This window comes from Luteococcus sediminum, from assembly GCF_054783495.1.
This window is the reverse complement of record NZ_BAAGQL010000001.1, coordinates 110,418-122,797: the sequence shown is the minus strand read 5'-3', so window position 1 is coordinate 122,797 and position 12,380 is coordinate 110,418. Positions and strand designations below refer to the sequence as shown.

Below are 12,380 nucleotides of genomic sequence, written 5' to 3'. Positions count from 1 at the left end.
GTGGGCAGAGCGGCCAGACAGGCCGCCCCACGGTCACCGAGAGGCACCCCATCATGAGCAGGACCCGCATCGCAGCAGCCCTCGTCACCGGCCTGGCCACCGTCGCCAGCACCGGCCTGATGGCCGCCGGCACCAGCCAGGCAGCCACCACCATCCCCACCAAGGGCAGCGGCGTCGCCGTCGTCGCCCGCGGGAGCGACTCCGTCGGCCGCCTGGTGCGCTTCGGCGCCAACGGCAGCCAGCAGCACCTGGCGCGCGTCGGGGTCAACTGGTCCGTCGAGGACGTCAGTGAGGACGGCCGTCGCGTCCTCCTGGTGGACCGGACGGGCAGCGTGACGAAGATCAACATCCACGACACTGCGACACGCAAGACCACCCCAGTCAAGGGGAACTGGCACTTCGTCCGCTTCACCAAGCCGTCGGGCACCGGGCTCATCCTGCAGGGCCTGCCCAAGACCTCGGGAGCGTCCTTCCCCACGGTGCGGGCCGACCTCGCGGGACGGGCCAAGGTGAGCTTCCCGGGAATCGGAGACGTGGCCACCCAGAACCCGGCCGGCACCCTCCTTGTGGCGCACACGGCCCGCGGCGTCACCGTCAACTCCAATGCCACCGGCAAGGTGGTGCGCGTGGTCCCCAACCCCCGCGGATACAAGAACTGCTTCCCGAGGCACTTCCGCGATGCCACGAACTTCACCGCCGTGTGCAGCCCCACCTCCGGCAGCCCCAACCTGACCCAGGTCTTCTCCATGAGCACGTCGGGCGGGCGCCCCACCCCACTCACCTCCGGCCTGCGCCGCACCGACGGGGCCAAGATGGGCTTCGTCGACTCCTGGACCACGCCGAGGGGCCAGGTCGTCGAGCTGATGGTCGGCTGCGGGGCTCGCAAGACCGGGCTGGTCAGCGGCCGCACCGCCAAGGTGGTCGATGCGGGTGCCCCGATCCGGGTGCAGGGCAGCGTGGTGACTGTGGCTCGTGCCGACGGGTGTGACCCGGGCACCAACACCATCGCCAACCGCAACCTGGCCACCGGCAAGGTGACACTGCTGGTGGGAGAGGGTCGCAACAAGGGCGAGACGCTGCGCAGCTGGGCGCTGGTCGACCCGATGAACTGAGCCCCCTCAACGCACTGACGGCGCGTGCCCAGTCACCCGGGGCACGCGCCGTCGCGTCAGGGACGGTTGCTCAGACGACGCTGAGCGGGATCAGGCTGCGGCCGGTGGGGCCGATCTGGATCTCGGTGTCCATCTGCGGGCAGACGCCACAGTCGTAGCAGGGAGTCCAGCGGCAGTCCTCGACGTCGCCGCCGTCGAGGGCGTCCTGCAAGTCCTCCCACAACCAGTCACGGTCGAGGCCGGAGTCCAGGTGGTCCCAGGGCAGCACCTCGTCGTAGTCGCGCTCGCGGGTGGTGTACCAGGCCAGGTCCACCGGGTCGTCGGCCAGGGCACTCTCGGCGCAGGCCACCCAGCGGTCATAGGAGAAGTGCTCGCTCCAGCCGTCGAAGTGGCCACCATCGCGCCAGACCGCCTCGATGATCTTGCCGACGCGACGGTCCCCCCGGCTCAGCAGGCCCTCGATCTGGCCCGGCTTGCCGTCGTGGTAGCGCATGCCGATGGACTTGCCGAACTGCTTGTCCCCGCGCACCGTCTCGCGCAGCAGCTGCAGGCGGTGGTCGATCGTCTCCGGCGAGGCCTGGCCGGCCCACTGGAAGGGGGTGTGGCTCTTGGGGACGAAGCCGCCGATGGAGATGGTGCAGCGGATGTCCTTGGTGCCGGCCGCTTGGCGTCCGGTCTCGATCACGCGACGGGCCATGCCGGCGATGGCCAGCACGTCCTCGTCGGTCTCGGTGGGCAGGCCGCACATGAAGTACAGCTTCACCTGGCGCCAGCCATTGCCGAAGGCGGTGGCGACGGTGTTGATCAGGTCGTCCTCGCTCACCTGCTTGTTGATGACACGACGCATCCGCTCACTGCCACCCTCGGGGGCGAAGGTGAGGCCCGAGCGGCGTCCGTTGCGGGAGAGCTCGTTGGCCAGGTCGATGTTGAAGGCGTCCACGCGGGTCGACGGCAGGGAGAGCGAGACATTCGTGCCCTCGTAGCGGTCGGCGAGCTGCTTGGTGACCTCGGCGATCTCGGAGTGGTCGGCCGAGCTCAGCGAGAGCAGGCCCACCTCCTCCAGGCCGGTGGCCTTGAGCCCGCCGTTGACCATCTGGCCGATGGTCTCGATGTTGCGTTCGCGCACCGGGCGGGTGATCATGCCCGCCTGGCAGAAGCGGCAACCACGGGTGCAGCCGCGGAAGATCTCCACCGAGTAGCGCTCGTGCACGGTCTCGGCCAGCGGCACCAGGGGCTTGGCCGGGTAGGGCCACTGGTCCAGGTCCATCAGGGTGTGCTTGCGCACCTGGAAGGGCACCCCGGGGCGGTTCGGCGCCACGCGCTGGATGCGACCGTCGGGCAGGTAGCTGACGTCGTAGAAGCGCGGCACGTAGACCTCACCGGTGGTGGCCAGGCGCAGCAGCAGACCGTCGCGGCCACCGGGGCGCCCCTCGGCCTTCCAGTCGCGGATGATCTCGCTGACCAGGAGCACCGCCTCCTCGCCATCGCCCAGGATGGCGGCGTCGATGAAATCGGCGATCGGCTCGGGGTTGAAGGCGGCGTGGCCGCCGGCCAGGACGACGGGGTGCTCGTCGGTGCGCTCGGTCGAGTGGACCGGGATGCCGGCCAGGTCGAGCGAGTTGAGCATGTTGGTGTAGGTGAGCTCGGTGGAGAAGCTCAGCCCCAGCACGTCGAAGCGCGCCATGGGCAGGTGCTGGTCGAGGGTGAACTGGGGAATGCCGCGCTCGCGCATCAGCTTCTCCAGGTCGGGCCAGATCGCGTAACTGCGCTCGGCCATGATCCAGTCGCGCTCGTTGAGGATCTCGTAGAGGATGGCGACGCCCTGGTTGGGCTGGCCGACCTCGTAGGCGTCGGGGTACATCAGGGCCCAGCGCACCTCGACGTCGTCCCAGGCCTTGACCACCTGGTTGTGCTCGCCGCCGACGTACTGGATCGGCTTGCTCACCTGGGCAAGGAGGGGCTCAAGGCGGCCGAAGAGGCTCTCGGGCGCAGCGGGCGCCCCGGTGGAAACAGAAGTCATGATGCGCCCAGCGTAGTCGGCACCTCGCACCCTGGCTCAATTCCGAGAGCGACGCTCAGGACCGAGGCTGGGCCTGCGCCTGCTGCCAGGCAATCACCTGCTGCTGCCAGGCGGCGAGCTTCGCCTCGAGCTCCCGCTGGCGCTCCCGGCCGGGGGCGCTGGAGCGCACCACCTGGGCACGGCGGGCCTGCCACTCCACCAGTGCCCAGCCGACCAGGGTGACGGCCACCCCGATCAGCACCGAGGCGTCGGCGGTGCCAGCCTGGCGGTCGAAGATGCCGGAGATGTCGGTGAAGGGCATCAGGAGCTCGCCGAGCAGGTTGTTGACCACGTGCATGGCGATGGCCGCCTCGATGCCGCCGGTGCGCCAGGTCATGCCGCAGGCCACCAGCCCGAAGCAGAAGTAGAAGATGTTGAGCCACAGGTCGCCGGCGCCATGCGCGAGCATGAACAGGGCCGAGCTGAACAGCGCACCCACCACCAGGGCGACGCCGCGGTGCCGGAAAAAACCGGCCGCGCTGCGGTTGAGCACCCCGCGGAAGCCGTACTCCTCACCGGCGGCCTGGAAGGGCGTGGTGAGCAGGATGCCGGCCAGCAGCAGCCAGGTGTCGCCGTTGACGTGCAGGCCCAGGCCCTCGGGGGTCTGGGAACGCGTCCAGAGGTCGAGGCCGGTGTAGAGCAGCCAGAGCGGCAGCAGGACGGCGAAGCATCGGCCCATCCAGCCCCAGCGCATCCGTCCGGTGACGCTCGCCAACCAGCCCGGCCCCTGACGGAAGGGGCCCTTGGAGATGACCATGGACACCGGGATCAACAGGGCCAGGGCCAGGTTGTTGGACAGGAAGAGCGACGGGGTGGCATTCACCTGGCCCGAGCCCATCTTCTCCAGCTCCGCCTGACCGGTGCGTCCCGTCGCCACGTCGATGCCGATCGCGACGGCACCGGCGACGGTGGAGACGATGAGGAAGACCAGCAGCCCCACGACCACGGCCACCACAGGACGCCACCAGCTCCACAGCGGGGTTCGCCAGAAGTGGTGGTACTCCCGCGCCTCGACGGGCAGCTCGACCTGCGGCATCGACACCGACGGCATCGGCCCGTGCGGGTCGGGCGCCAGGGCAACCGGCTGCGAGGCGACGGGCGTCGCGTCGTCGTGGGGCTGCTGGCTCACGCGGAGAGCTCCGGGAACCAGATGCCGATCTCGCGGGCGGCCGAGTCGGGTGCGTCGGAGGCGTGGACGAGGTTGCGGTTCTTGTACAGCGACAGGTCGCCGCGGATGGTGCCGGGGGCGGCGACGGCGGAGTCCGTGGTGCCGTTGATGCTGCGCACGGCCTCGATGGCGCGCTCGCCCTCGAGGACCAGCGCCACCAGCGGGCCGGAGGTGATGAACTCCTCCAGACCGGCGTAGTAGTCGCGGCCGACGTGCTCGGCGTAGTGCTTCTGGGCGGTCTGGGAGTCGGCGGTGCGCAGCTGCATCGCGACGATCGTCAGGCCCTTGGCCTCGTAGCGGCGGATGATCTCGCCGGCGAGGCGACGCTCGACGGCGTCGGGCTTGAGCAGGACCAGGGTGCGTTCGGTGGTCGTCATGGCTGCGACCCTATCGCCTCGCCCGCCACGGCCCCGGAACTGCCGAGGCCTCAGAGGGTTGCCTCGATACGACGTCCCAGGACGAAGCTGACGGCCCAGATCATGAAGAAGATCAGGCCCATCGCGTACATCCACGGGGTCAGCAGCCCCAGGGCGATGCCTGCCAGCTGGGCGAGCCAGCCCACCAGGTAGCCGAAGGGCGTCTTGATCCGTGCCGCGCCCACCAGGCACAGCAGGCAGGCGACGACGGTGGCCGCCAGTGCGGGGGCAAGCGGACGGTCGGAGACCATGATCATGCCGGGGAAACCCAGGCCGAAGACGATGACCTCGAAGAGCAGGATCAGCATCATCGCCTTGTTCATCGGGTTGTCGGGGCGCAGCGCGAGCGTCACCACTGGGTGTCTCCGTCCAGGTCGAAGGGGGTGCGCAGGTCGGCGCGGTCGAGTTCCACCTCGTCGGTGGGGGCGGTGGCCAGGATGGCGCGGGCCTCGCCGGCCAGGATGACCGAGCCGGCCACCAGGACACCGCCGGTGGGTTCGGCATCGGCCAGGGTGACGGCCAGTTCGAGGGCGGCGGCGACGTCCTCGCTGACGTGCACCTTCTCCTCGCCGAAGACGTCGGCGGCACGCTCGGCCAGCTCCTGGGCGGTGAGTCCGCGGGTGGTCGAGGAGACCTGGGTGCAGACCACCTGGTCCATCTGTTCGGCGAAGATGCGCAGGACGGAGTCGACGTCCTTGTCGGCCATCATCGCGACCACACCGATGCAGGGACGCAGGTCGAAGTTCTCGGCGAGCGTCGCCATGGTGGCGCGGGCGCCGTGCGGATTGTGGCCGGTGTCGAGCAGGACGGGCGGCGAGGTGCGCACCAGTTCCATCCGGGCCGGGGCCTCGACGGCGGCGAAACCGTCGACGACCACCTCCGGGTTGAGCGCGCGGCCACCGAGCAGCGCCTCGACTGCGGCCAGCGCCAGGGCAGCATTGTGGGCCATGTGGGCGCCGAAGAGCGGCAGGTGGACGTCGCCGACAGGCCCCTCGGCGCTCTGCAGGCGCAGCAGCTGCCCGCCGACGGCGCGTGCGCGTTCGAGCACCTGGAAGTCGCGGCCCTCCAGCACGAGCTTCGCGCCCACCTCGGTGGCGCGCTCCAGCAGGATGGGGCCGGCCTCGTCGTCCTGGGCGGCGATCACGGCGGTGCTGCCGGGCTTGATGATGCCGGCCTTCTCGTGGGCGATGTCGGTGATGGTGTCGCCCAGGATGTGGGTGTGGTCGAGGGCGATCGGGGTGATGACGCTGACCTGCGGCTCGCAGACGCTGGTCGCATCCCAGGTGCCGCCCATGCCGACCTCGATGACCATCACGTCGACCGGCGCGTCAGCGAAGGCGGCATAGGCCAGTCCGGTGATCACCTCGAAGAAGGTCATCTGGACCCCGTCGATCTGCTGGGCGTCGACCATCTCGACATAGGGCCTGATGTCCTCCCAGACCTCGTCGAAGCGTTCGGTGCTGATCGGCTCTCCGTCGATGCAGATGCGCTCGGAGACGTCGACCAGGTGGGGGCTGGAGAAGCGGCCGGTGCGCAGCCCGTCGGCCCGCAGCAGGGCGTCGACCATGATCGCGGTGCTGCCCTTGCCGTTGGTGCCGGTGATCTGGATGACCGGGGCGGACTTCTCGGGATGCCCGAGCAGGTCCATCAGGGCCTCGATGCGCCCCAGCGAGGGGGCGATGCGGTGTTCGGGCCAACGGCCGACGAGGGTGGCGACGATCTGCTCGTGCTGGGAGTTGCTCATGGTGCAGCCAGCCTACCGGGCCCGTGCGCCGAGGTCCTTCGCCCACTGTGCACGTCGGAGTCCGACCCCGCAGTCGCTGCAGCACGTGCCCGGCGCCCGGGGGCGTGCCCAGTGCCCCCTGGCCGTCTCTGCCCCAAGGCCCGGGACAATTCCCGCCACCGGGTGAGACAGCCCTTGCGGTGACCGGGGCATCGGCAGGAACTTTGGACTGCCCTCGGGCACCCCACCTGCTGGACCCCACGAACCCCAACCCACCAAAGGATCCCATGTGACACTCCACCGCTGTGCGGCGGCCCCCGCCCTGGCCGGTGCACTGCTGCTGGGCGGCACCACCGCCGCCCACGCCGCACCCACACCCCCACCCCCCCTGACGTGGCGGCCACGGCCCCGCCCGGATGGTTCATCCGGCCCGTCGAGGGCGGCCACGAACTGGTCCGGCCCGCCTGGAAGGGTCAGCCCGTCACCGATGCCCGGCCGCACGTCGTCGTCGGCGAGGAGGACCTGGGCCCGGCCGTCGTCGATCGTGACGGCACCGTGCGCGTGCGCGTCCAGCGGCCCCCCCCCGGGACCTTTCGCGTCTGGACGTGCGCCACGGGGCCCTGCGCGAGTCCTCGGTCAGGGACGTTCGACGCACGGCCCCGGCACCCATGAGGTCTGCTCCGCGCCAGTCGTCGCCGCTGGGCACGGTGGTGAGTGCCACCTACTCAACCGGGTCGATCCGACTTCCCGGGATGGACCACCCGCAGGAGGTGACCGGACGGGTGGTGGCGCCCAGGGCGGGACGTGACCTGCCGGTGGTCGTCTTCCTGCACGGGCGCCACCAGTGGTGCGAGGAGGGTGCCGGCGAGTGGCCCTGCGCCGAGGGCAGCTCCCCCGTGCCGAACCTCGAGGGCTACCGCCACCTGCAGGAGGAGCTCGCCAGCCGCGGCTACTTCACCGTCAGCATCGACGCCAATGCCATCAATGCCCAGGATCAGGTGCTGCCCAGACCTGGGCATGGACGGCCGCGCCCGGCTGGTGCGCGAGCACCTGACGAAGCTGGCCTCGTGGCAGGGCGGTGCGACGGCACCTTTTGCCTCCACCGTGAAGGCCCGCTATGACCTGGGCCTCACGATGCTGGTCGGCCACAACCGCGGCGGCGAGAAGGTGGCCCATGCCGCGAACCAGAGCCTTGGCAATCGCGACGTGCACATCGCTGGCCAGGTGCTGGTGGCCCCGACGAACTTCTTCCAGACGGCCTCGCCGCTGACGCCGACGCTGACGATCCTGCCCGGCTGTGACGGCGACGTCGCCGACCTGCAGGGCGTCGACTACTCCGACGGCGCCATCCGCTACGGCACCCGGCAGGCCCTGTCGACTGCGGCCTACCTGCCCGGCGCCAACCACAACTACTTCAACACCGAATGGACCCCCGACGCCCCCACCGGCATGGACGACGGCGAGTGGACCGAGTGCGCAGCAGAACAGCGATTGTCGCCGGCGAGGGAGCACTGACCGGCATGGTGAGCTCGGCGACCGGCGGCGCGCGGGAGCGTCTGACCACGCCCACCGATGCGGCCTGGACGGTCTCCGGGGCCGCGCGGTGCACCGCCGAGGACTGTGTGGCCGCCCAGGAGGGGGAACTGCCCCCCGCACTGGCGTCTGCCTCGGGAGTTCGGCGGGGACGCGCTGGAGCCGCAGGGCTGGGTCTGGCAGGCGGGCAGCCCGATGGTGCTGAGTGCGGCGCGGCCGGTGCGCCTGTCGAGTGCTGAGGCGCTGGACGTGCGCATGGCAATGGAACCCACGGCCAGGAGGACACCAACCCTCCGCCTGGTCGACGAGTCGGGGGCGCAGTGCCACGCTGCGGCCCCAGGGGCCGGCCCTGCGCCAAGGCATCCATGGCGCCACCGACGCGGCCGGAGGCCGGTGGCTTGCGCAGACGGTGCGCTTCGTCCTTTCCTCCGGCGGCATCGACCTGGCGCGGATCACCCGCGTCGTCCTGGATGGTGGGAAGGGGGCCGCCGGTCGGATCCTGGTGCTCGACCTGTCGAGTGCCCGCAGCGGCATCGCCGCCCGAATGGCCCCGCCCACCAGCATCCTGACGGCCCCGAGCCCTGCCACCGTCATCGACGGTTCCACTCCGTGGACGCACCGCGTCACCGTCGCGCTGTCGAGGCCGCTGGCCCGCCCAGCCACCCTGCGCAGCCTGCTGCTGAACAGCACTGACGTCCGGCTGGACGAGATCGTCCTGCCGGCCGGCCGGCGTACGCTCGACCTGGCCCTGCCCGTCGATGGCAACACCGAGTGGACTCCCGAGGGGTCGGTCGCCCGCCTCTTGCCAGTGCAGGGGCCGGTGGTGGTCGCGTCCCCGGTCGCGGCGGTCACGGTGACCGAGGGCGATCCGCAGCCCAGGGTCTCCATCGCGCCGGCGACGGCCACTGCGACGCCGGGCGGCACGCTCTCGTGGAAGGTCAGCGTGGAGAACCCGCCGCGTACGACACCGCTGTACCTGTACTTCATGGCTGAGGGCACCGAGCCGCCCTTGCTCACCTCGGAGCTCTCGCCCGAGGGTCGCCAGTGGTGGTCGGTCGGGGAGGGCGAGGACCTGCCACTGGACCAGGCCGGGGCCTGGCGCGTGGTGGAGATGGCCCCCGGCAGCATCGGGGCCCATGTCACCATGCCGTTGTCCACGACGGCGAGACCGGGCCACCGGGTGCGTCTGGTCGCCATGGCCGGCGGCATCGAGCTGACCACGGGTGACGTGCTCGAAGGGGTCGTGCAGGAGCCCTGACCCCTCGCGGGCGCGGTGGGCAGGGCCGGGTGCCCTGCCCACCGCGTCATGTTCCTGGCGGATGCCGGCGCTCGTGGCAAGCTGAACGGAGGTATCGCGCTGCCCCCCTCGACCGCCACCCCCCCAAGGAGACGTCATGGCCCGACCCAGCCCCGCCAGCAGGAAGGCCGCCGCGGAGAACCAGCGTCGCCTGGCCCGGGCCGAGGCACGTAGGCGCCGGCGCCTGGGCGTGCTGACCGGTGCCCTGCTCGCGCTGGTGATGGTGCTGGCCGTGGCCTGGTGGACCAACCGCGAGAAGGAGGCACCGGTCACCCCCGCCAGCCAGGTGGCCGTGCCGCACGCCAGCGCTGAGGGACGCGGCATCGTGCTGCACGCCACTCCCAAGGACAGGCCCCCCTGGTCATCTACGAGGACTACCGCTGCCCCTGGTGCAAGGTGGCCCATGACGAGCTCGGACCACTGGTCGAGCTACTGGCCGCCGAGAAGAAGTTCGGCGTCGAGGTGCGCTCGCTCGAACTCATCGACCAGATGGCTGGCGGTGACGCATCGCACCGGGCCAATGTGGCGGCGGCCTGTGCAGATGTCAGCGGCAGCTATGCCGCCTACCGCGAGGCCGTCTTCGCCCACCAGCCCAAGGACGAGAAGGCGGGCTTCACCGACGAGCAGCTGCGCACCGGCTTCGCCCGCGAGGCCAAGATCAAGGACTTGGGCGCCTTCCAGACCTGTTACGACCAGCGGCGCACGCACACCGCCGTGGCGACCGTCCTGGACCAGGCGAGGCTCGAGGACCGTGACGGCACCACGCCCCAGTACTGGGTGTCAGGCGCCGACGGCAAGGCCGACGGCGAGATCGACCTTCAGCGGTTGATGGGCCAGCAGGCGCCGACCAAGGCGGAGCTGTTGAAGGTCGTCGAGGACGCCGCCTAAGCGAGGCGCGAGCGAACGTGGTCCAGGATCTCACGAACAAAGGACTCGGCCTGCCCCTCGTGATCGAGGAGCAGGCCGAGTCGATGAGATCCGGCTCACCGCGTGAGCTTCGCGGGCTCTCAGTAGATGGTGATCGAAGTGACGTTTCCGTAGACAGGGCTGAAGTTCGAGCCCGGGCCGAATGCCGTTCTCACCGACGAACCGCCCTTGTTTCCCCAGAAGTGTCCGGACACAGCCGACGTCACACGGGTCACGTTGGAGATCTTGACGCTAATCGAGCCTCGCCCCGAGTAGCAGTAGTACCTACCCGCTGATGCCGAATAGAAGCTGACTTGCTTCGTTGGAGACGAGCATGACACCAAGGAAACGCCAGCCGCGTGGGCGGGAGACGCTCCCATTGCCACAGCCGCTGCCATGACGGTCATACCGATGGCAGAAGTCAAAACCCTCTTCATTACTTGTCCTTTCGGGGGAAATGGGTGGATCACTCACCACTGTAATCGATAGTCCGCTGATCCGCTTATAGATCGTGAAACTGTTTGGATGTACGTCAGGCCACATCGCCTGGATGGCTGCCATCACCTGATTCACGCAACTCAACGGAGGCCTGGGCTGCGATGATGCCGAGCGACTGGATGATGGCAACCATGCTCTGGGGGACTTGCTGGCCGGACGGCGCATGAGCTCGTTGGCATCGAGCAACGCGGCGCCACTGGACTCATGCCAGTGGGCGGCCACGCTCCTCCTAGGGATGGATGACAAAGGACTCGACCTGCCCCTCGTGATCGAGAAGCAGGCCTAGTCGATGGGACTGGCGGCTTCCTGCTGGGTCAGTCGCTCTCCAGGACGTAGTCGGCCAGCGCGACCAGGAAGAGCGCCAGGGTGATGATGTGGACCACGGTGCACCAGGAACAGATCTTGCCCAGCGGAACCAGCTCGACCCACACCAGGTAGAGCACGAAGAGCAACCCGACGCCATACCAGGCAAGCAGGACCTTGCGACGAAGCGGCGCGGCCGCGCGAGTGTGGCCCCACCACGCCACGGCCACCGTGGCCACGAACCAGAGCAGCCCGGCCAGTGCGACGGGCACCCCGAGGAACATGGAATAGGTGCTCGTCGTGACCGACGCACAGTCGATGACGCCAGTGGCGCTGCACATCAGGGACTCGTTGCCGGTGAAGTGCTCATAGGTCATGTAGGTGGCGATCAACGTGCCGACCACGACCAACACGGCGGTGGCGAGGCGCGCCCACCGCGGCGCGGGCTGCCCCTCCACGGTCACGACGGAGTGGCTCACTTGAATGCCTTTGCGGCCGCGACGACACCCTCGGCCTGGCACACGTCCGCAGGTTGGCCACCCGTCTCCTTGCAGATCTGGGCGGTCATCACGTTGGCTCCGCCGATCACGGCCCTCGCGGTCTCGCTGTTCGGGTCGCTCAGCGCGGAGGCAACCTCTTCGGCGGACTTGCCGGCGAGGAAGCGTCCGTCAAAGGGGGCCGAGTTGGTGTAGGCCGAACCGAAGTGGATGAAGGGAATTCCACCATTGGGGGCGAGCTTGTTGAAGATCTCCTCGTCGGCGGCGGGGATGTCCTGCAGCTTGTTGCCCATGCGGTCGGCGGTCTCCACACCGTCGAAGACCAGCGAGTCACTGGTGAACTTGACGTCCTTGAAGGTGACGGTGGGAATGTTCGAGACGGCACCCTCGTTGGGGCTCGACAGCGTGTCGGCGAGGCCGTTGAAGCTGCCGAAACGCGACAGCGCCGCCACGAGCGAGAGGCGGTCCATGGCGCAATAGGGGCAGAACTCACCGCCAATGTAGAAGATGCGCGGCTTGCCATCCACCATCTGGGGCTTGCCGCCGGGGATCGCCTCGGGGCCGTGCGAGGCGGTACCAACACCCACGGTGTCGAAGTCCTTGGCCGGAATCTTCTGCAGCGCGGCGGTCAGCACCCCGTCATTGCTCTGGACCTTCGCGTCCTGTGCACGCTTGTTCTTGCCAATCCCCCAGAAGACGGCCACCAGCACGACGACCAAGCACAGGACGCTGGCAATGATCGTCAACAACCGACGCTGCCGCGCCTTCTTCGCCTCGAGCGCCTGCTGCTCGCGCAGCTGCTGGCGCCGCGATGTGTTTGCCATGGATACTCCTTGAAGGGGGAATGGACTTTCCGGCCACCCTAGCA

General features: G+C 69.4%; 12 protein-coding genes. 5 read left to right on the top strand and 7 right to left on the bottom strand.

The window, feature by feature from the left end; translation table 11 throughout:
* Nucleotides 1-53 precede the first annotated feature (53 nt).
* The gene (locus ACYVKA_RS00545) at nt 54-1,112 is read left to right on the top strand and encodes a hypothetical protein (RefSeq protein WP_460702102.1); all 1,059 of its coding nucleotides are present in this window, start codon (nt 54-56) and stop codon (nt 1,110-1,112) included.
* A 70-nt stretch (nt 1,113-1,182) separates the two neighbouring features.
* On the opposite strand, the gene ACYVKA_RS00540 is transcribed toward ACYVKA_RS00545, so the two are convergent.
* From ACYVKA_RS00540 to ACYVKA_RS00520, 5 genes are read right to left on the bottom strand one after another with little or no spacing between them, the layout of a single operon-like run.
* Entirely contained in the window at nt 1,183-3,132 is a 1,950-nt protein-coding gene (locus ACYVKA_RS00540; RefSeq protein WP_460702100.1) for a TIGR03960 family B12-binding radical SAM protein, read from the bottom strand.
* 55 nt (nt 3,133-3,187) lie between these two features.
* On the bottom strand, nt 3,188-4,300 hold the full coding sequence (locus ACYVKA_RS00535; RefSeq protein WP_460702098.1) for a lysostaphin resistance A-like protein: 1,113 nt from the start codon (nt 4,298-4,300) through the stop codon (nt 3,188-3,190).
* Nucleotides 4,297-4,716 carry a nucleoside-diphosphate kinase gene (gene ndk, locus ACYVKA_RS00530; RefSeq protein ID WP_460702096.1) on the bottom strand — a complete coding sequence of 140 codons (420 nt, stop codon included), beginning with the start codon at nt 4,714-4,716 and terminating at the stop codon, nt 4,297-4,299. The genes ACYVKA_RS00535 and ndk overlap by 4 nt, the downstream gene beginning before the upstream one ends.
* A 50-nt stretch (nt 4,717-4,766) precedes the next feature.
* A complete protein-coding gene (locus ACYVKA_RS00525; RefSeq protein WP_460702094.1) occupies nt 4,767-5,111 on the bottom strand; it encodes a DUF4233 domain-containing protein in 345 nt (114 codons plus the stop codon).
* Nucleotides 5,105-6,499 (bottom strand): bifunctional folylpolyglutamate synthase/dihydrofolate synthase, encoded by a 1,395-nt coding sequence (locus tag ACYVKA_RS00520; RefSeq protein WP_460702093.1) that lies wholly within the window; start codon nt 6,497-6,499, stop codon nt 5,105-5,107. Before ACYVKA_RS00520 ends, ACYVKA_RS00525 begins: the two co-directional genes overlap by 7 nt.
* 731 nt (nt 6,500-7,230) lie before the next feature.
* Here ACYVKA_RS00520 and ACYVKA_RS00515 point away from each other — a divergent pair.
* From ACYVKA_RS00515 to ACYVKA_RS00500, 4 genes are all read left to right on the top strand, one after another.
* A complete protein-coding gene (locus ACYVKA_RS00515; protein WP_460702091.1) occupies nt 7,231-7,599 on the top strand; it encodes a hypothetical protein in 369 nt (122 codons plus the stop codon).
* Nucleotides 7,583-7,993 carry a hypothetical protein gene (locus ACYVKA_RS00510; protein WP_460702089.1) on the top strand — a complete coding sequence of 137 codons (411 nt, stop codon included), beginning with the start codon at nt 7,583-7,585 and terminating at the stop codon, nt 7,991-7,993. The genes ACYVKA_RS00515 and ACYVKA_RS00510 overlap by 17 nt, the downstream gene beginning before the upstream one ends.
* 427 nt (nt 7,994-8,420) lie before the next feature.
* Nucleotides 8,421-9,269 carry a hypothetical protein gene (locus ACYVKA_RS00505; RefSeq protein ID WP_460702087.1) on the top strand — a complete coding sequence of 283 codons (849 nt, stop codon included), beginning with the start codon at nt 8,421-8,423 and terminating at the stop codon, nt 9,267-9,269.
* A 396-nt stretch (nt 9,270-9,665) separates the two neighbouring features.
* Nucleotides 9,666-10,196: a DsbA family protein gene (locus ACYVKA_RS00500; protein WP_460702316.1), complete on the top strand. Its 531-nt coding sequence runs from the start codon at nt 9,666-9,668 to the stop codon at nt 10,194-10,196.
* An 830-nt stretch (nt 10,197-11,026) separates the two neighbouring features.
* Here the strand turns inward: ACYVKA_RS00500 and ACYVKA_RS00495 are convergent.
* Together ACYVKA_RS00495 and ACYVKA_RS00490 are read right to left on the bottom strand one after the other, a co-directional pair.
* Entirely contained in the window at nt 11,027-11,494 is a 468-nt protein-coding gene (locus ACYVKA_RS00495) for a vitamin K epoxide reductase family protein (RefSeq protein ID WP_460702085.1), read from the bottom strand.
* Nucleotides 11,491-12,336 (bottom strand): DUF929 family protein, encoded by an 846-nt coding sequence (locus tag ACYVKA_RS00490; protein WP_460702084.1) that lies wholly within the window; start codon nt 12,334-12,336, stop codon nt 11,491-11,493. The genes ACYVKA_RS00495 and ACYVKA_RS00490 overlap by 4 nt, the downstream gene beginning before the upstream one ends.
* Nucleotides 12,337-12,380: the final 44 nt, after the last annotated feature.